Raw genomic sequence first — 18,182 nt, forward strand, 5'->3', positions numbered from 1 at the left:
CTTTTTTACTTTTCACGTTTTTCTTTAATTGCTACTGTACATCTTGATATACATAGTAAATCATCATTTTCATCAATAATACGAACATCCCAAACCATTGTCGATTGTCCTCTATGTATCGGTGTTCCGATCGCTGTTACAATTCCATCTTTCTTTGAGCGAATGTGGTTTGCATTAATTTCTAATCCGAAACAAACACATTTTTCTTGATCAATTAAATTATATGAACCAACACTTGCCACTGTTTCCGCTAATGCAACCGATGCACCTCCATGTAAAAATCCAAACGGTTGATGCGTACGCTCATCAACAGGCATCGTAGCAACTACCTTATCTTCTGTCATCTCTAACAACTCAATTCCAAGTGAATCCATTAAAGTTTTTGCCATATCGCTTCCCCCTTCTCTTACTTTAATTAAATGTATAATTTTACCTATTTATTTTCAAACTACTTATAACACTTATATAAGGAGGCTTCACCTAAATGAAACAGAAATTTTGTATATTACTGCTTATGTTCTCCTTGCTGACTATTGTACCAAATTGTGCAATAACAGCCAAAGCATCTAACCTGACAATCGATGTTAAGACTGTAACGCAAAAAGGTAAGAAACCTTATATAGAATATCAAATAAATAGGCCTTCTTTTCACAACTTTTCTGATTCTAAATTTCAAAATAAACTCAATTTATACTACAAAAAATCCACTGACAAATTTAAAAACAAATTAGAAAAAGAAGCAAAAAAATATTATAAAGAGACAGAAGGATCTAGTACACCCTTTCATCCGTACGTAGCAAATGTTGATTATAAAGTCTCTTTAAACAAACCACCTTTTCTTAGCCTATATGTGAATTACTATCAATATACTGGCGGAGCACACGGTCTTTATACGTGGAAGGCAAATACATTTGATTTAAACGAAAAAAAGGTGCTGCACTTAGACGATTTATTTCAACAAAAGGATAAATATAAAGATGTAATCCGTGCAGAGATTGTACGACAAATTAAACAAAATGAAAGCATTTATTTTCCTGATGCAACTGAAAAAGTAATGAGTATGAAAAAATTTCACTTCTTTTTAGAGCCAGACAATCTCGTCATTTATTTCCCTTTATATGAGATTGCTCCCTATTCAAGTGGAATTCCGCAATTTCGTATTCCATATACGTTGCTAAGAGACTATTTAAAGCCTTCTTATCAAAATATTTTGATTGACAACAAGTAAATATTTTCGCTACGATAATGTTAACCTAAAAACAACAGGAGGTTAACATTATGAGAAGATTTCATGTTTTAGATTTAGCATTAGCTGCCATGTTCGTTGCTCTTATGGCCATCGGTGCAAATATTGTATCTTGGGCACCTTTCTTACAAGTAGCAGGCATCCCATTATCTATGCAACCATTTTTCGCAATTTTAGCAGGTCTTCTTCTTGGAAGTAGACTTGGTGCCTTATCCATGACTGTATATATGCTCGTTGGCTTAGCCGGCGCACCAATCTTCGCTAACTTCAAAGCTGGATTTGGAGCACTTTTAGATCCTACTGGTGGTTTTATTATCGCCTTTATTATCGTTGCTTACGTATCAGGAAAACTAGTAGAACAAAAAGAAAGACCAACTTTCATTACATTTGCAATTGCCTCTTTCACTGGAATTATTTTAACTTATATAATCGGTACTACTTACATGTACGGAGCAGTCAATCTCTTTATGGGCGGTAATATGAGCTATAAAGCTGCTTGGATGGTTATGATGTGGTTTGCAGTAAAAGATATTGCATTTACAATTATCGGTGCTATTATCGCACCTCGCATATACTATGCTGTGCGTCGTTCTGCTTATCAGCATTCTCATTCGACGATTTCATAATAAAAAAGAGTTATTGCAGATTGCTGCAATAACTCTTTTTTTATATTAAGACTCTTGATTCGCTTGTTCTTCTAAAATTTTCTTCATCATTGCAACCATGTCATCACGCAATTCTGGGTGTTGCAGGGCCATTTCAATTGTCGTTTGAACGAATCCTAGCTTTTCACCTACGTCGTAGCGCTTTCCTTCGAAATCGTAAGCAAATACACGTTGGATTTCATTTAAGCTTTGGATTGCATCTGTTAATTGAATTTCACCACCAGCACCGACATGTTGCTGTTCTAAGAACATAAAGATTTCAGGCGTTAAAATGTAACGGCCCATAATTGCTAAGTTTGAAGGAGCTGTACCTTGTGCTGGTTTCTCAACGAAATTGCGAACTTGGTAACGACGACCTTCTTGTTCTAATGGATCGATAATTCCATAGCGATGTGTTTCCGACTCTGGAACAGTTTGTACACCAATAACAGAAGAAAGTGTTTTTTCATACTCATCCATTAATTGACGTAAACACGGTTTCTCAGCTTGGACAATATCATCACCTAGTAACACTGCAAACGGCTCATCACCAATGAATTTACGCGCACACCAAACAGCATGTCCTAGTCCCTTCGGCTCTTTTTGACGGATATAATGAATATCTACCATTTTTGAAGAAGCTTGTACTTTTTCAAGCAACTCATATTTTTTCTTCTCTAATAAGTTTTGTTCTAGTTCAAATGCATTATCAAAATGATCTTCAATAGAACGCTTTGTTTTACCAGTAACGATAATAATATCTTCGATACCCGATTTCACTGCTTCTTCTACAATGTATTGGATCGTTGGTTTATCTACTATCGGTAACATTTCTTTCGGCATTGCTTTCGTTGCTGGTAAAAAACGTGTTCCTAATCCAGCTGCTGGGATTATCGCTTTTCTTACTTTTTTCATCACAAAATACCCTCTCTCCTGTCGGAATCAATAGCAATTATTTCCTACATAAAACAAAAGGGAGATTTCGCTCCCTTTTGTTCCTTACTACTTAAAATTACTTTGTATTATAAACGATTCATAATGTCTTCTTTAATAGTAAGTAACTTTTGTTCACTATTTTGTAAAGAACTATCTTTTACACCAAAGTAAAACTTAATCTTCGGCTCAGTTCCAGATGGACGTAGGCAGAACCATGAACCATCCTCTAATTGATATTTTAACACATTTGATTTCGGTAAGTGAATCTCTTCTTTATGTCCATCTTGTAAAGATGTAACGATGCTTGCTTTATAGTCTTCCACTGCTACGACTGTTAAGCCTGCTACTTCTTTCGGCGGATTCTCACGGAACGTTGCCATCATCTCTTGGATTTTTTCCGCTCCATCTTTTCCTTTTAACGTTAACGATACAAGGTCTTCACGGAAGAAACCGTACTTCTCAAATACTTCTAATAGACCGTCATATAACGTTTTCCCTTGTGATTTGTAGTATGCAGCTACTTCACATGCAAATAGGACAGATTGTACTGCATCTTTATCACGGCAGAATGGGCGGATTAAATAACCATAGCTTTCCTCATAACCGAATTGGAATTCATATTGTCCGCTTTCTTCATACTGCCTAATTTTCTCACCGATAAATTTAAATCCAGTTAACGTATCAACTGTATCTAAACCGTATGCTTTCGCAATTGTACGGCCAATCTCAGACGTTACGATTGTTTTTAATACGACACCGTTCTCCGGAAGCGTTCCGTTTTCTTTCTTTTGAGATAGTAAGTAATCAAGCATTAATGCACCTGTTTGGTTTCCTGTTAATACTTGGAACTCACCATTATGATTACGCACTGCTACACCAAGGCGGTCTGCGTCAGGATCAGTTGCGATTAATACATCTGCGCCTACCTTTTCACCGTCACGAATGGCATACTCAAACGCTGCGTGCTCTTCTGGGTTCGGTGATTTTACTGTAGAGAAGTTTGGATCTGGTAACTCTTGCTCTTTTACAACTGTTACATCTGTAAATCCAACTTCTTTTAAACCACGGCGTACAGAAATATTTGATGTTCCATGTAATGGTGTAAAGACGATTTTTAAGTCTTTGCCGACCTTTTGCACCATTTCTTTATTAATGATGACATTGTTCAATTCTGCAGCATATGCATCATCTACTTCTTGTCCAATAATATGTAATAAACCGTCAGCTTTTAATTGCTCTACATCAGCGACTTCAACTGTTAATTCATCTTCTACTGCATTTACGTAGCTAATTAACTCATCTGCTTCTTTTGGAGGTAACTGTCCACCATCTTCACCGTATACTTTGTATCCGTTATATTCAGGTGGATTATGGCTTGCCGTAAGAACGATTCCACTTACTGTATGTAAATGACGAACTGCGAAAGAAAGTACTGGCGTTGGACGTAAGCTTTCAAACACATATGTTGTGATACCGCGTGCCCCAAGTGTAGCAGCAACTTCCATTGCGAACTCAGGTGATTTATGACGAGAATCATAGGCTACAACAACACCGCGTTTTTTCGCTTCCTCACCTAATTTTTCAATAAAGCTTGCTAATCCTTTTGTTGCTTTACGAACTGTATATACGTTTAAACGGTTCGTACCAGCACCAAGTTCACCACGCATACCACCTGTGCCAAACTCTAGATTTTTATAAAAGCTATCCTCGATTTTCTTCTCATCTTGCTTCATATTTTCTAGCTGTTCTTTTAATTCTGCATCTAATTGTGCGTAAGAAAGCCAGCGACTAAATTCTTGTTTCCAATTCATTCTTCTCTCTCCTCTCGCTCGTCATACCTTTATTATATGAAAAAAACATGCTGTATCTCAATATTTTATAAAATCTAACAGGATTTTACTAGGAATATTTGTATACACTATTGTTAAATACTCCACTAAAGGGAATGAGGATTATGCACGAATGGGGCTTGTCAGAAGAGCTCAAAATACAAACAAAGCATATGATTGAAATTGCTGAAAAAGAACTATCGATTATGAGGAACGCAATCGATAAAGAAGACGAATGTATTTTATGCAAAATGGAAGATATTCATCATATGTTAGCAAATGTACAAACATTGGCAGCTACATACTACATTCAGGCATATTTATCACCTTATACGGAAAGTTCATCTTTTATTACGACAGCTATCCAACATTTAAGCGCCAGAAAACATGGTGCTCTTATCGTTGTGGAACGAAACGAGACGCTTGAAGCTCTCATTCAAACTGGAACGACATTAAACGCTCATTTAACTGCACCATTACTCGAATCAATATTTTATCCAGGTAACCCTCTTCATGACGGTGCCGTTCTCGTAAAAAATAATCATATTGTCTCAGCTGCTAATATTCTTCCTTTAACGAAAAGTACAGAAGTTGATCCTGAGCTAGGAACACGTCACAGAGCTGCAATTGGCTTATCAGAAAAGAGTGATGCACTTATATTAGTTGTCTCTGAAGAAACGGGCCGTACTTCTTTTGCTTTAAATGGGGTTTTGTATACGATTTCTTTATAAACACTTTTTTGAACAGCGCGGTAGTAAATGAAGTTATATCGAATTACCAACAAATATACCTACTATATCAATAAAAAAGGCTGTCTCCAAAATTTGAGACAGCTTTTTCTTCAAAAAATTATTCTTCTACAAAATGCTCGAAAAGTATACGAATTACCTACCCATTGCTGGAACTGCCCCATAAATTATGTGCACACAGCGATATCTAAGTACAATAATTATCACTTCATGTCTTGCTAACTCTTTTTGTACTCAAAACATGTTTAGACCTCTTTCATAACAACTATATTTTTTCTAAAATGCTACACTTCCGGCTATTATTTTGTATCTATTTTTAAGAAATAGTAAAAAAGGGTACTTTAGACATCCTATCTAAAGTACCCTTTTATTAAAAATCTATTTTATTATAAAGAATAATTGGAGACTGCAAAATGGTAAAAATATAGCATACTTTCAAAATTATTTATAATTATTAATATTAATATTAAACATAAAGCAACTACTTTTACACGTCTCATCACTTTAAAACCATATGCCAATAATAACGGTATTGTAAACAGCATATGTGCACCATAAATAAATGCTTCAGATGCCCCAAAACCAATAATTCCATGTAAAACAATATTAAATAGTAAACAGAAACTTAAAAACCTTACAAAAGGTTCTTTTCTAAAGTTTTTCCATACAGCTACTATTATAAAAGCATACACAGATACAATCACAATCCATCCGATCATAGTATGCGATGGAAGCATATTTAATTGTGCGAATTGCTCACCTTGTCTTAAAGTAACTTCCGAGAATGATCCAAAGATGAATGAAGATCCTAATACTAAATGAAATGCTAGTATATACTTAGACCCTACATATTCCTCTGAAAAACCTTGTTTCTCTGTAAATTTAATATTAGTATTGATCACATCAATAAGTGATATGTTATTTTCTATAATCACTAATACGAAAAGAAGAACGACCACAATGATAGAAATACCAGTCCAAATGATTCTTTTCTTTAATGTTTTATAACTCATTACACTACCTAAAAACCACATAAACGAATTTGTTAATGTAACTCCCGTTATTCCTATTGCCAATAACATATTAGCAACGCTGAATCCTGCTTTCGCTTCTTTTTCTCCTGTAATAAACGGATAACATACAAAGCACATCAGTACCAATGTGAAATTGGCATAAACAAAAGATTCCGGTGTCCACGTAATAACTAACATAGTAGCTGAAAATCCGTACATAACCGCTAATAGGAAAGAAACAATTACATTCTTACAAATTTTACAACATAACATGTAAATCATGACTACACTTATCGTACTTAAGAATGCTTGGAAAAATATAATACCTTGCACTACATTTTTTACACCTAGTGATGATACCACTGTTGCTATTTCCTCAGTTAAAAAATTTAAAAATGGATGTCGAAACAACACTTCATCTGCAATTGGTATTTTAGCCAAGAAAAAACTTAAAATGTAATAACCCTGATCAAAAGAAAAATACATGTCATACCAGGAAGCTGTTAAAATCTTAGAGTCGTTTTCCATTTTCCAACCGATAAAAAAATAAAATGACCAATAAAAAATGAAAAGGACAAGGGCTAATATCCCCTTTCCTTTATAACCATTCCAAATACTCAATACTTCTTCTCCTCTCTAAGGTAGAAATACCATAATTAGATGTGCTACATACCCAATAACTGTTCCTAACACAAGTCCACCAAAAATCTCATGCCAATGATGTCCTTGGCGCTCTCTTAATTTTTCTTCTTCCGAACTTATATGTTTATTCAACATTCTTGCATGTTTACCAACTGTACGGCGAAGTCCTGTGGCATCAATGATAACAATTGTTAAAATTGCCATCCCGATTCCAAACATCGGGGTATTAAAACCTTCATGAAACCCTATTGTCATGACCATACTTGATAAAATCGTTGTATGCGTACTAGGAAATCCACCATTTCCTACTAAACGAAAAGCATCTTTTCCAGAACGAAGATAATTCACTAAAAATTTCAATACTCCCGAAGCTACCCAAGCTATAAATGGAAGTACACAATATAAATATGTTCCCATTGCTTTACCTCCTATGATTTTGCAATAAATAAAATGCCAGCTACTATACATACCATTCCAGCAATTTTCATGAAATTGATTGTTTCACCAAATAATAATGCTGATGCAATAATAACAAACACATATCCGAAACTCACCATTGGGTATGCATAACTTAAATCAACCTTTCTCAGCACAATCATCCATAATAATGCACTTAAACCGTAAAAAGCTAGTCCGAAAAAGTTCGGTACGTTAATGAAATTCATAATACCTACAGCCGCTGAACTTTGTGATTTCATTGCGCCAAACTTTAATAAAATTTGCCCTACAACTCCCATACCAACTGATAAAATAATCATCAAAAATTGTTGCATCTCTATACTCCTTAACTGTTTATATTCAAAAAATGTTTTATTCCAAATAAAAAACGTTTAAGACACTCCTCTTAAACGTTTTAACAAACCCGAATAGAGTAATTAAAAGTTCAATAGTATAATAATAACTGTTATCGCATATAACAACACTGTTATTAAAATATGCTGATCCTCTAATAAAACTTTATCTGGTTCTCCACCTTTATCTTCCATGTGAACTAAATATAAATAACGAAAAATCCCGTAAATTACAAATGGGATTGTCCACATTAAATAGATACTTTTCCCTGCATTAAAAGTAAAGATAGCATAAGTTACAATAGTTGCCGACGTAACAATTGTACTTAATTGGTCTAACAAAGCAGGAGAATAACTTTCTAATACTTTTCTATGAGAACCTTTATTATTCTGTAACAATACTAATTCATGTCTTCTTTTATTAATGGCCAAGAATAGTGACAGTAATAATGTACATAATAAAAACCACGGTGTAAATGGCACTTGAATAACTAATCCACCGGCCAATGCTCGTAAAACAAATCCAGATGCAATAATTAAAATATCAATGATTACAACATGCTTTAAACGAATTGAATACGCTACATTTAAAATAAAATAGACTGCTAATACTAAGCATAATAACGGATTTAGTATATATGAAACTACTAAAGACGCTACTAAAATAACACAACCTGCCGTAATAGCAAAATACGGATTTAATGCACCCGATGCCATCGGTCGATATCGCTTAACAGGGTGTTGTCGATCTGCCTCAATATCCATAAAATCATTTAAAATATAGACACAGCCAGATATTGCACAAAATAGTGCAAAACAAATTGCAGCTTGTGCCACCATAGTTAAAGATACTTGTTTTATCGAAAAGACTAACGCTGCAAATACAAGCAAGTTTTTAGTCCACTGTTTCGGGCGTAACTGTTTAAAAAACAATACAACTATATTTTGTTGAGATAAAGTTCCTTCCCTCATAATAATAAGAGTGCTTCTATTTTGTCACTCTCTTCTTTCCCTCCCTATTCAATTGTTATTTACTTCTAATACAGGAAAGATTATATCACATAAGTATAACATTGAAAATCAACTATTAAATACCAATAAAAAAGGCTGCCTCAAAAATTTGAGACAGCCTTTTCTTCAAAAAATTATTCTTCTCCAAAACGCTCCACAAGTGTTGCAAGTGTACGTACCATTGCACCAGTTGCTCCAGCTGGACCTAAGTCGTGCGCGCCTTTTGTTTCTGATGTTCCAGCGATATCTAAGTGTACCCACGGTGTATCTTCAGCGAATTCGCCTAAGAATGTACCTGCCATAACCGCATGTCCTTCACGGCCTGGTGAGTTATTTAAATCAGCAAACTTGCTGTTTCGAACGCGTTCTTTATCACGATCAAAAATCGGTAGTTGCCAAATTGGCTCATCTGTTTCCATAGAAGCCTCTAGCACTTGCTCAAATAACTCTTCATTATTTGTCATTGCGCCTGTCGTATAGTTTCCAAGTGCAACAATTACACCGCCTGTTAATGTTGCAACATCAACAAGATAGTTTGCACCAAGTTTTTTCGCATACGTAATACCGTCAGCTAAAGCTAGACGACCTTCTGCATCCGTATTTAATACTTCAATTGTTTTTCCGCTCATAGATGTGATTACATCGTCTGGCTTAAATGCCGTACCACTTACAACGTTATCAGTTGAAGGAATAACAGCGATCACATTTTGTTCTGGGCGAAGTTCACCGATAATTTCCATCGCACCTAATACAGCAGCTGCACCGCCCATATCACCTTTCATACCAACCATGCCTTCACGTGGTTTTAAAGAATAACCACCTGTATCGTATGTAATACCTTTTCCAACGAACCCAATGACATCTGTCCACTCTTCTTTTCCTTTATAAATAAGAGCGATCATTTTTGGTGGCTCTACACTACCTTGGTTTACTGCAAGTAACGCACCCATACCAAGGTCTTCCATTTCTTCTTTCTCAAGAACTTTATAGTCCATATCATACTTCTCCGCTAATTCAACAGCATACTCAGCAAGCTTTGTCGCTGTTAATACGTTTGGCGGCATATTTACAAGTGTACGAGCTGAATTTGTTGCACGTCCATGTACGTAGCCAACTGTTAATGCGGCTTCAATTTCTTGTGCATCTTCCGCTGTAATAGCCGTGAACTTCTCTAACTCTACACGATCCTTTTTATCTGATTTATACGTTTGTAATTCATATGTACCAAGGCCTTGTACCTCTGCTACAATATGAGCGACATCAATCGCGTCTAATTTCTCTGTTACGAAAGAATCAAGTAAGATTGCTGCATCTTGTACTTTTGCTGCTTGCAGTGTTTTAAACGCTTTACCAAGAGCCACACGTAACGTTTCTGTCGTGTAAGATTCCTTCTTTCCTAAACCAACAAAGTAATAACGTTTCACATTTGTTTTCCCTAAGCTATGTACTTTTGAAATGGCCTTTTTCTTCGTAGATAATTCTTTCTCTTCTAGTAAAACTTGTAATTGCCCTTCAAACGCTTTGTCCAGTTCTTGTACAAAACTACTCATTTTCTCTTCTTCAAATAAAGCAACAATTACCGCTTCATGACCTGCTAATTCTTTTTGTACTTGAAACATGTTCAGACCCCCTAAATTTCTCTATTTTTATTATAACTATATTTTTTCTAAAATGCGATAATTCGGACTTTTATTTTGTATCTATTTTTAAGGAATAATAAAAGGGTACTTTAGACATCCTATCTAAAGTACCCTTTTATTAAAAATCTATTTTATTATAAAGAGTAGTTCGAGACTGCAAAATGATAGAAATATAACATACTCTCAAAATTATTTATTAATATTAATAGTAATATTATACATAAACCGACTACTTTTATACGTCTCATCACTTTAAAGCCATATGCCAATAATAAAGGTATTGTAAATACCATATGTGCCCCATAAATAAATGCTTCAGATGCTCCAAAGCCAACAATTCCATGTAAAACAATATTAAATAGTAAACATAAACTTAAAAACCTTACAAAAGGTTCTTTTAAAAAGTTTTTCCATACAACTACCAATATAAAAGCATACACGGATACAACTACAATCCAACCGATTATAGTATGTGAAGGAAGAAGGTTCAAATGTGCAACTTCACTTCCTACTCGCAATGGTACTTCTGAAAATTTACCAAAGATAAAGGAAGATCCTAATAATAGATGAAACATCAATATACCTACTGGTTTGACGTATTCTGGTGAAAAACTCTGTTCTTGCGTAAAGCCCATACTAGACTTCACTGCCTCGATAAGAACTACATTATTTGCGTTCATTACTAAAACAAACGTAATCACGACAATAACAATAGAAATACTAGTCCAAATAATTTTTTTCTGCAATTTTTTATAACTCATTACACTACCTAAAAACCACAGAAACGAATTAGTTAAAGTGACCCCAGTTATTCCTAATGCCAATAATATATTGGTAATATTGAACCCCATTTTTGCTTCTTTTTCCCCATTAATAAATGGATAACACACAAAACACATCAGTACCAATGTGAAATTTGCATAAATAAAAGATTCCGGTGTCCACGTAATAACTAACATAGTAGCTGAAAATCCGTACATAACCGCTAATAGGAAAGAAACAATTACATTCTTACAAATTTTACAGCATAATGCATAGATCATCACTACACTAATTGCGCTTAAGAATGCTTGAATGAATATAATACCGTGTACTATATTCCCTACTTTTACTGTTTCAAGTATCCACATGAATCCTTGAACAAAATAATAAAGGAATGGATGTCGGAACCAGCTCATCCCTACTATCTCTCCTCTCTCAAGGAAAAAACCAAAAATGTAATATCCTTGATCAAAAGAAAAATAGGTATCACTCCACTCCCCACTCAAAATTTTGGAGTGAGTATCCATTTTCCAACCAATGAAAAAATAAAACGAACAATAAAAAATGAAAAGGACAAGGGCTAATATCCCCTTTCCTTTATAATTATTCCAAATACTCAATGCTTCTTCTCCTCTCTAAGGTAGAAATACCATAATTAGATGTGCCACGTACCCAATAACTGTTCCTAACACAAGTCCACCAAAAATTTCATGCCAATGATGTCCTTGACGCTCTCTTAATTTCTCTTCTTTCGAACTAATATGTTTATTCAACATTTTTGCATGTTTACCAACTGTACGGCGAAGTCCTGTGGCATCAATGATAACAATTGTTAAAATTGCCATCCCGATTCCAAACATCGGCGTATTAAAACCTTCATGAAACCCTATTGTCATGACCATACTTGATAAAATCGTTGTATGCGTACTAGGAAATCCACCGTTTCCAACTAAACGAAAAGCATCTTTTCCAGAACGAAGATAATTCACTAAAAATTTCAATACTCCCGAAGCTACCCAAGCTATAAATGGAAGTACACAATATAAATATGTTCCCATTGCTTTACCTCCTATGATTTTGCAATAAATAAAATGCCAGCTACTATACATACCATTCCAGTAATTTTCATGAAATTGATTGTTTCACCAAATAATAATGCTGACGCAATAATAACAAATACATATCCGAAACTCACCATTGGGTATGCATAACTTAAATCAACCTTTCTCAGCACAATCATCCATAATAATGCACTTAAACCGTAAAAAGCTAGTCCGAAAAAGTTCGGTACGTTAATGAAATTCATAATACCTACAGCCGCTGAACTTTGTGATTTCATTGCGCCAAACTTTAATAAAATTTGCCCTACAACTCCCATACCAACTGATAAAATAATCATCAAAAATTGTTGCATCTCTATACTCCTTAACTGTTTTATTCCAAATAAAAAACGTTTAAGACTCTCCTCTTAAACGTTTTAGTAAACCCGAATAGAGTAATTAAAAGTTCAATAGTATAATAATAACTGTTATCGCATATAACAACACTGTTATTAAAATATGCTGATCCTCTAATAAAACTTTATCTGGTTCTCCACCTTTATCTTCCATGTGAACTAAATATAAATAACGAAAAATCCCGTAAATTACAAATGGGATTGTCCACATTAAATAGATACTTTTCCCTGCATTAAAAGTAAAGATAGCATAAGTTACAATAGTTGCCGATGTAACAATTGTACTTAATTGGTCTAACAAAGCAGGGGAATAACTTTCTAATACTTTTCTATGAGAACCTTTATTATTCTGTAACAATACTAATTCATGTCTTCTTTTATTAATAGCCAAGAATAGTGACAGTAATAATGTACATAATAAAAACCACGGTGTAAATGGCACTTGAATAACTAATCCACCGGCCAATGCTCGTAAAACAAATCCAGATGCAATAATTAAAATATCAATGATTACAACGTGCTTTAAACGAATTGAATACGCTACATTTAAAATAAAATAGGTTGCTAATACTAAGCATAATAACGGATTTAGTATATATGAAACTACTAAAGACGCTACTAAAATAACACAACCTGCCGTAATAGCAAAGTACGGATTTAATGCCCCCGATGCCATCGGTCGATATCGCTTAACAGGGTGCTGTCGATCTGCCTCGATATCCATAAAATCATTTAAAATATAGACACAGCCAGATATTGCACAAAATAGCGCAAAACAAATTGCAGCTTGTGCCACCATAGTTAAAGATACTTGTTTTATTGAAAAGACTAACGCTGCAAATACAAGCAAGTTTTTAGTCCATTGTTTCGGGCGTAACTGTTTAAAAAACAATACAACTATATTTTGTTGAGATAAAGTTCCTTCTCTCATAATAATAAGAGTGCTTCTATTTTGTCACTCTCTTCTTTCCCTCCCTATTCAATTGTAATTTCCTTCTAATACAGGAAAAATTATAACACATAAATTAAACATTGAAAATCAGTTATTAAATACCAATAATAAAGGGCTCTCCTCTATATTAATGTTTCTAAAAAATACAGAAGGAAGCCCTATCAACTATATATTCTATTTCAAATATTGCCCCCGAAACACCTGCATCGTTTCGTCTTGATTTAACATCGTTAATTCTTCTTCTGAAAACTTACCGTTTCCAACTTTCACTACATACACATTTACTTTTTTCTTACCCCATTGGCTATAAACATCTTTCACCGTATCATAGTACAAATCAAGACGGTTTCCTTTTATTGCACCGCCCTTATCTGCTACTACACCATACCCATAACCTGGTACGAATAAAATTGTTCCAATTGGGAATACGCGTAAGTCTGCTGCGATTGTGGAATATAAATCCCTTTTCGCCTTAACACCTGAATATGTAATACCATACTCCGGATGTCCCGGCCTCTTACCAGTTGATTCAATTCCCGACGTATAACCTGTTGCCGTCATTTCAATTGAACGATATTTAGACCAGTCGTTTGCCTGCTCTAAAGCATTTATCACTTCTTTACTCGGAGCAACATTTCTCTTAACTTCTGCTGCATGTACTTCTTTTGCACTCGTTCCCTCATACTTCTTTACAATCTCTAATAAAGAAACTCCTGTGAAAGCATTCCATGTTACGCATAATGCAATTGCAAGTAAACAAGTCATCATAATGCGAATACAATATCGTTTTAACATTTTTATATTCCACACTCCTTCATCGTTAATCATTCCCTATACCATGAAGGAATATGCAAAAAAATAATCTCCAACTTAATTGGAGATTAAAACATTTGATATCCGCTTTTCCGAAGTTTCTTGATTACGACTCCTGCTAAAGCAGCCCCTACTAATCCAGTAGATAGAATAAATACGTCTGCTTGTCCTAAGTGCGATACACTTGTCCCAAATGAAGAAAATGTTTCTTTCGGTTTTGAAAAATAATCCCACATACTCGCTTTATTAATAATAAGCATACAAACAATCGGATACACAATAACCATCACCCAAGTAGCTCGCAAAATCATGTTGAGTAAAAATCCAATTCCAAAGAACAAAATAAAAAATAACATCATTGAAATAAGTAGTACCGGTATACTCACTCTTTCTCCCTCTCCTTCGCATGCGCCGTAAATACGTGATAGGCTGTATAACCAAATTGCTCTCCTGGATTTAATGTTTTATCCATTTCAAGATGTAATTCTGATTTTCTTTCTAACAAATACTTAATAAGCACAGACGTATTTGGATCGTCCGCAATCGTATCTGGATGTAGAAACGCCACTTCAGACAATTCTTTCTCCTGTATAATAATATTTTCTCCTTCAGGCTCCAAAAGGAAAATAATCATATTATCACTAATCTCATTACGAATAATACCCGATCGAACACCAATGATCCCCTTCACATGAGCGACAATGCCTGTCTCTTCTAATACTTCGCGTTTCACAGCTTCATCAACCGTCTCACCTTCATTTACAAAACCAGCCGGTAAAGACCATTTCCCTTTTAATCCACTGTATTTTTTCTTAACGAATAGCCACCTGCCATCTTTTGTAGCTACTAGGCCACTAACAGCTAGCCATACCTTCCCTCGTTTCTCCATGATGTAATAACCTCCTCTTTCAGAACGGACAGAATATTCTTTCTTTTTATATTATACTATATTTTTAATATGAAAAAAGCAGAAACAGCTCTTAGCCGTTTCTGCTTTTTCTACTATATATTAAAAGAACTTTAATTTACCTTTTTTAAGAACTAATAAAGGTCCACCTAATAAGAATAGGTAACGGTTATCGATTACTTTCTTCATGAAGGAAGCTTTCCAACCTGTTAACTTTTTACCCATAACAACGCCCATTGCATCGTCATGACCTAAAGAACATACAGATCCTTTATTATCAAATGCGAATTTTTTCATTTCACCTTTACCACGAACTAATACAGTTAAGTTGTGTGCAATATTGTAACCTTGTTGAATTGCGATTTGTGCTGTTGGTGGGTATGGACGGTTAATTTCTTCATTAATGATTAACGCTGCGTCACCAACCATAAATACATCTTCGTATCCTGGAGCATGCATGTACTCATCAACTTTTACACGTCCGCGCATTGCTTCAAATCCAGACTCTTCCACAATACCGTTACCACGAACACCTGCAGCCCAAACTACTGTTTCAGACTTAATTAATTCAGTGTCATCGCCATTCGCAACGATAATACCTTCTTCAGTTGCTTCTTTAATTGCTGTACCGATGCGGAATTCTACACCTTTTTTCTCAAGTTGTTTTACAGCGTATTCTACTAACGCTGGATCGAAACCTGGAAGTGCTGTTGGAGCAGCTTCTACACAGATGATACGTGCTTTTTCACGTGGTACATTGTACTCTTTGCAAAGTTCAGGAACACGGTTTGCAAGCTCACCTACGTACTCGATACCAGTAAATCCAGCACCACCAACAACGATTGTTACTAACTCATCGCGTTGTTCAGTTGCATATTTAGAGAAACTAGCTTCCATATGCTCACGAATTTCACGAGTTGCATTAATGTTAGCGATTGAGAATGCATGCTCTTTTAATCCTGTAATTCCGAATGTTTCTGATTCGAAACCAAGACCAATTACTAAGTAGTCATACTCTAACTCGCCGTCTTTTAAGATAATGCGTTTTTCAGCAGCTTTAATTTCTACTACTGTGTCTTGTACAAAGTTCACTTTATTTGTATCAATAACGTCTTGAATATCTAGACAGATTTTTTCATCTTGTAATGTACCAGCTGCGCTCTCGTGTAACCAAGTCGCTTGGTAGTGATAGCTGTTGTTGTTTACTAGCGTAATTTCAGCTTCATTTACAGATAATGCTTTTTGCAGACGAACAGTCGTAATCATCCCGCCATAACCTGCACCTAAAACTACGATTTTTGGAGTCTTCACCAAATCACAACCCTTTTCTTTATATAATAGTAATGAGAAATAATACCAAGTACTAAAAACTCTATTTGTCAAGAATGTGGAATTTATCACATTCTATATCATAACAAAACGCAGTCAAAAAATCGTACGAATTTTGTCATAGAAATTTAACATAATACTTCCCTATATTAGTCGGTTTTATTCCAGAATTCAAGCGTCTGGAGAATTATCAATATTTTAAAATAACATAGCGTTTTCAAGGGTTTTTTAGACTTTTTTTCATGTATTTTCCTTTCTGTATATTTTATACAATAAAAAAGAACCTATGCGAAAACTTACACACAATTCAGTCGTTTTCAGAAGTATTATGAACTCAAATATGCTATCATTTATTTGAAAGTGTCATCATTTGCAGGATTTTCGTGTACATATGAACAATATATGAAATCAATATCAAAATTCCATCTATAGGGGGAATGAAAGTGGCAGAAAATCAAAAAGTTTACGACATAACAATTATTGGTGGTGGTCCAACAGGGCTGTTCACAGCATTTTATGGCGGTATGAGACAAGCAAGTGTAAAAATCATTGAAAGCTTACCTCAACTTGGAGGACAATTATCCGCACTCTACCCTGAAAAATACATTTATGATGTAGCTGGATTCCCAAAAGTGCGCGCACAAGAATTAGTTGATAACTTAAAAGAGCAAATGAAGAAATTTGACCCAACCGTTTGTTTAGAAGAAGCTGTCGATACGCTTGAGAAACAAGCTGACGGTATATTTAAACTTGTTACGAATAAGCAAACTCACTATTCTAAATCAGTTATTATTACTGCTGGCAATGGTGCTTTCCAACCACGCCGCTTAGAATTAGAAGGTACAGCAAAGTATGAAAAGAAAAACTTACATTATTTCGTTGATGATATGAATAAATTTGCCGGTAAGCGCGTCGTAGTATTTGGCGGCGGCGATTCAGCTGTTGATTGGACAATGATGTTAGAACCGATCGCTGAAAAAGTTACAATCGTTCATCGCCGCGATAAATTCCGTGCGCATGAACATAGCGTCGAAAACTTAATGAATTCTCGTGCAGAAGTAAGTACACCGTATGTTCCAGTTGAACTCATTGGTGATGACAAAATTGAACAAGTCGTTCTTCAGCACGTAAAAACTGAAGAAAAAGTTATCATCGATGTTGATGACGTAATTGTAAACTATGGCTTCGTTTCTTCTCTTGGCCCAATTAAAAACTGGGGCTTAGATATACAAAAAAACAGCATCCTTGTAAATTCAAAAATGGAAACAAATATTCCTGGCATTTACGCTGCTGGTGACATTTGTACATATGAAGGAAAAGTAAAACTCATTGCTTGCGGCTTCGGTGAAGCACCAACAGCAGTAAACAATGCAAAAGCTTACTTCGATCCAAATGCAAAACTTCAACCAATGCATAGCTCAAGCATGTTTTAATATGTAGAAATAAAAGCTCCTTCCATACG

At 35.0% G+C, this 18,182-nt stretch carries 20 protein-coding genes; 4 read left to right on the forward strand and 16 right to left on the reverse strand.

The window, feature by feature from the left end; translation table 11 throughout:
- Nucleotides 1-5: 5 nt before the first annotated feature.
- Entirely contained in the window at nt 6-389 is a 384-nt protein-coding gene (locus ACTL4X_RS24825; RefSeq protein WP_086407892.1) for a hotdog fold thioesterase, read from the reverse strand.
- 95 nt (nt 390-484) lie between these two features.
- Here ACTL4X_RS24825 and ACTL4X_RS24830 point away from each other — a divergent pair, with 95 nt between their 5' ends.
- Both ACTL4X_RS24830 and ACTL4X_RS24835 read left to right on the forward strand, forming a co-directional pair.
- Nucleotides 485-1,228 (forward strand): DUF3298 and DUF4163 domain-containing protein, encoded by a 744-nt coding sequence (locus tag ACTL4X_RS24830; RefSeq protein ID WP_000810329.1) that lies wholly within the window; start codon nt 485-487, stop codon nt 1,226-1,228.
- Between the two features lie 50 nt (nt 1,229-1,278).
- Nucleotides 1,279-1,872 carry a biotin transporter BioY gene (locus ACTL4X_RS24835; RefSeq protein WP_086407891.1) on the forward strand — a complete coding sequence of 198 codons (594 nt, stop codon included), beginning with the start codon at nt 1,279-1,281 and terminating at the stop codon, nt 1,870-1,872.
- A gap of 45 nt (nt 1,873-1,917) precedes the next feature.
- Here ACTL4X_RS24835 and galU read toward each other — a convergent pair whose 3' ends face one another.
- Together galU and ACTL4X_RS24845 are read right to left on the reverse strand one after the other, a co-directional pair.
- A complete protein-coding gene (gene galU, locus ACTL4X_RS24840; protein WP_002097988.1) occupies nt 1,918-2,805 on the reverse strand; it encodes a UTP--glucose-1-phosphate uridylyltransferase GalU in 888 nt (295 codons plus the stop codon).
- A 107-nt stretch (nt 2,806-2,912) separates the two neighbouring features.
- Nucleotides 2,913-4,637, reverse strand: coding sequence for a phospho-sugar mutase (locus ACTL4X_RS24845; RefSeq protein ID WP_001104221.1), 1,725 nt, complete (start codon nt 4,635-4,637; stop codon nt 2,913-2,915).
- Nucleotides 4,638-4,780: 143 nt separating this feature from the next.
- On the opposite strand from ACTL4X_RS24845, the gene cdaS reads away from it, so the two are divergent.
- Nucleotides 4,781-5,386 carry a sporulation-specific diadenylate cyclase CdaS gene (gene cdaS, locus ACTL4X_RS24850; RefSeq protein WP_441394964.1) on the forward strand — a complete coding sequence of 202 codons (606 nt, stop codon included), beginning with the start codon at nt 4,781-4,783 and terminating at the stop codon, nt 5,384-5,386.
- Nucleotides 5,387-5,790: 404 nt separating this feature from the next.
- Here cdaS and ACTL4X_RS24855 read toward each other — a convergent pair whose 3' ends face one another.
- The 13 genes from ACTL4X_RS24855 to ACTL4X_RS24915 form a co-directional block, all read right to left on the reverse strand.
- Nucleotides 5,791-7,038, reverse strand: coding sequence for a DUF6080 domain-containing protein (locus tag ACTL4X_RS24855; RefSeq protein WP_086691991.1), 1,248 nt, complete (start codon nt 7,036-7,038; stop codon nt 5,791-5,793).
- Nucleotides 7,039-7,053: 15 nt separating this feature from the next.
- Nucleotides 7,054-7,476, reverse strand: a complete 423-nt coding sequence (locus tag ACTL4X_RS24860; RefSeq protein WP_000537666.1) for a divergent PAP2 family protein — start codon at nt 7,474-7,476, stop codon at nt 7,054-7,056.
- An 11-nt stretch (nt 7,477-7,487) separates the two neighbouring features.
- Nucleotides 7,488-7,832, reverse strand: a complete 345-nt coding sequence (locus ACTL4X_RS24865; protein ID WP_001183889.1) for an EamA family transporter — start codon at nt 7,830-7,832, stop codon at nt 7,488-7,490.
- A 102-nt stretch (nt 7,833-7,934) separates the two neighbouring features.
- The gene (locus tag ACTL4X_RS24870) at nt 7,935-8,822 is read right to left on the reverse strand and encodes a decaprenyl-phosphate phosphoribosyltransferase (protein ID WP_001206694.1); all 888 of its coding nucleotides are present in this window, start codon (nt 8,820-8,822) and stop codon (nt 7,935-7,937) included.
- A 173-nt stretch (nt 8,823-8,995) separates the two neighbouring features.
- Complete coding sequence (gene pepA / locus ACTL4X_RS24875) at nt 8,996-10,480, reverse strand: cytosol aminopeptidase (RefSeq protein WP_086692533.1); 1,485 nt, start codon at nt 10,478-10,480, stop codon at nt 8,996-8,998.
- Nucleotides 10,481-10,635: 155 nt separating this feature from the next.
- The gene (locus ACTL4X_RS24880; protein WP_071740797.1) at nt 10,636-11,883 is read right to left on the reverse strand and encodes a DUF6080 domain-containing protein; all 1,248 of its coding nucleotides are present in this window, start codon (nt 11,881-11,883) and stop codon (nt 10,636-10,638) included.
- A gap of 15 nt (nt 11,884-11,898) precedes the next feature.
- Complete coding sequence (locus tag ACTL4X_RS24885) at nt 11,899-12,321, reverse strand: divergent PAP2 family protein (RefSeq protein WP_000537663.1); 423 nt, start codon at nt 12,319-12,321, stop codon at nt 11,899-11,901.
- An 11-nt stretch (nt 12,322-12,332) separates the two neighbouring features.
- Complete coding sequence (locus ACTL4X_RS24890; protein WP_086691816.1) at nt 12,333-12,677, reverse strand: EamA family transporter; 345 nt, start codon at nt 12,675-12,677, stop codon at nt 12,333-12,335.
- An 85-nt stretch (nt 12,678-12,762) separates the two neighbouring features.
- Nucleotides 12,763-13,650 carry a decaprenyl-phosphate phosphoribosyltransferase gene (locus tag ACTL4X_RS24895; protein WP_121868784.1) on the reverse strand — a complete coding sequence of 296 codons (888 nt, stop codon included), beginning with the start codon at nt 13,648-13,650 and terminating at the stop codon, nt 12,763-12,765.
- A 195-nt stretch (nt 13,651-13,845) separates the two neighbouring features.
- Nucleotides 13,846-14,466: a 3D domain-containing protein gene (locus ACTL4X_RS24900; RefSeq protein ID WP_002204854.1), complete on the reverse strand. Its 621-nt coding sequence runs from the start codon at nt 14,464-14,466 to the stop codon at nt 13,846-13,848.
- A gap of 86 nt (nt 14,467-14,552) precedes the next feature.
- Nucleotides 14,553-14,870 (reverse strand): YuiB family protein, encoded by a 318-nt coding sequence (locus ACTL4X_RS24905; RefSeq protein WP_000027016.1) that lies wholly within the window; start codon nt 14,868-14,870, stop codon nt 14,553-14,555.
- Nucleotides 14,867-15,373, reverse strand: coding sequence for an NUDIX hydrolase (locus tag ACTL4X_RS24910; protein ID WP_086692124.1), 507 nt, complete (start codon nt 15,371-15,373; stop codon nt 14,867-14,869). Before ACTL4X_RS24910 ends, ACTL4X_RS24905 begins: the two co-directional genes overlap by 4 nt.
- A 120-nt stretch (nt 15,374-15,493) precedes the next feature.
- Nucleotides 15,494-16,702 carry an NAD(P)/FAD-dependent oxidoreductase gene (locus ACTL4X_RS24915; RefSeq protein WP_000856612.1) on the reverse strand — a complete coding sequence of 403 codons (1,209 nt, stop codon included), beginning with the start codon at nt 16,700-16,702 and terminating at the stop codon, nt 15,494-15,496.
- A gap of 461 nt (nt 16,703-17,163) precedes the next feature.
- Between ACTL4X_RS24915 and ACTL4X_RS24920 the strand changes: the two genes are divergently transcribed.
- Nucleotides 17,164-18,153: an NAD(P)/FAD-dependent oxidoreductase gene (locus ACTL4X_RS24920; protein ID WP_000829785.1), complete on the forward strand. Its 990-nt coding sequence runs from the start codon at nt 17,164-17,166 to the stop codon at nt 18,151-18,153.
- Nucleotides 18,154-18,182 lie beyond the last annotated feature (29 nt).

This window comes from Bacillus sp. RE35 (assembly GCF_052146655.1).
Taxonomy (GTDB): domain Bacteria; phylum Bacillota; class Bacilli; order Bacillales; family Bacillaceae_G; genus Bacillus_A; species Bacillus_A cereus.

Coding starts and splice junctions, on each gene's coding strand:
- ACTL4X_RS24825 (WP_086407892.1), bottom strand. CDS start 389: ATGGCAAAAACTTTAATGGATTCACTTGGAATTGAGTTGTTAGAGATG.
- ACTL4X_RS24830 (WP_000810329.1), top strand. CDS start 485: ATGAAACAGAAATTTTGTATATTACTGCTTATGTTCTCCTTGCTGACT.
- ACTL4X_RS24835 (WP_086407891.1), top strand. CDS start 1,279: ATGAGAAGATTTCATGTTTTAGATTTAGCATTAGCTGCCATGTTCGTT.
- galU (WP_002097988.1), bottom strand. CDS start 2,805: ATGAAAAAAGTAAGAAAAGCGATAATCCCAGCAGCTGGATTAGGAACA.
- ACTL4X_RS24845 (WP_001104221.1), bottom strand. CDS start 4,637: ATGAATTGGAAACAAGAATTTAGTCGCTGGCTTTCTTACGCACAATTA.
- cdaS (WP_441394964.1), top strand. CDS start 4,781: ATGCACGAATGGGGCTTGTCAGAAGAGCTCAAAATACAAACAAAGCAT.
- ACTL4X_RS24860 (WP_000537666.1), bottom strand. CDS start 7,476: ATGGGAACATATTTATATTGTGTACTTCCATTTATAGCTTGGGTAGCT.
- ACTL4X_RS24865 (WP_001183889.1), bottom strand. CDS start 7,832: ATGCAACAATTTTTGATGATTATTTTATCAGTTGGTATGGGAGTTGTA.
- ACTL4X_RS24870 (WP_001206694.1), bottom strand. CDS start 8,822: ATGAGGGAAGGAACTTTATCTCAACAAAATATAGTTGTATTGTTTTTT.
- pepA (WP_086692533.1), bottom strand. CDS start 10,480: ATGTTTCAAGTACAAAAAGAATTAGCAGGTCATGAAGCGGTAATTGTT.
- ACTL4X_RS24885 (WP_000537663.1), bottom strand. CDS start 12,321: ATGGGAACATATTTATATTGTGTACTTCCATTTATAGCTTGGGTAGCT.
- ACTL4X_RS24890 (WP_086691816.1), bottom strand. CDS start 12,677: ATGCAACAATTTTTGATGATTATTTTATCAGTTGGTATGGGAGTTGTA.
- ACTL4X_RS24895 (WP_121868784.1), bottom strand. CDS start 13,650: ATGAGAGAAGGAACTTTATCTCAACAAAATATAGTTGTATTGTTTTTT.
- ACTL4X_RS24900 (WP_002204854.1), bottom strand. CDS start 14,466: ATGTTAAAACGATATTGTATTCGCATTATGATGACTTGTTTACTTGCA.
- ACTL4X_RS24910 (WP_086692124.1), bottom strand. CDS start 15,373: ATGGAGAAACGAGGGAAGGTATGGCTAGCTGTTAGTGGCCTAGTAGCT.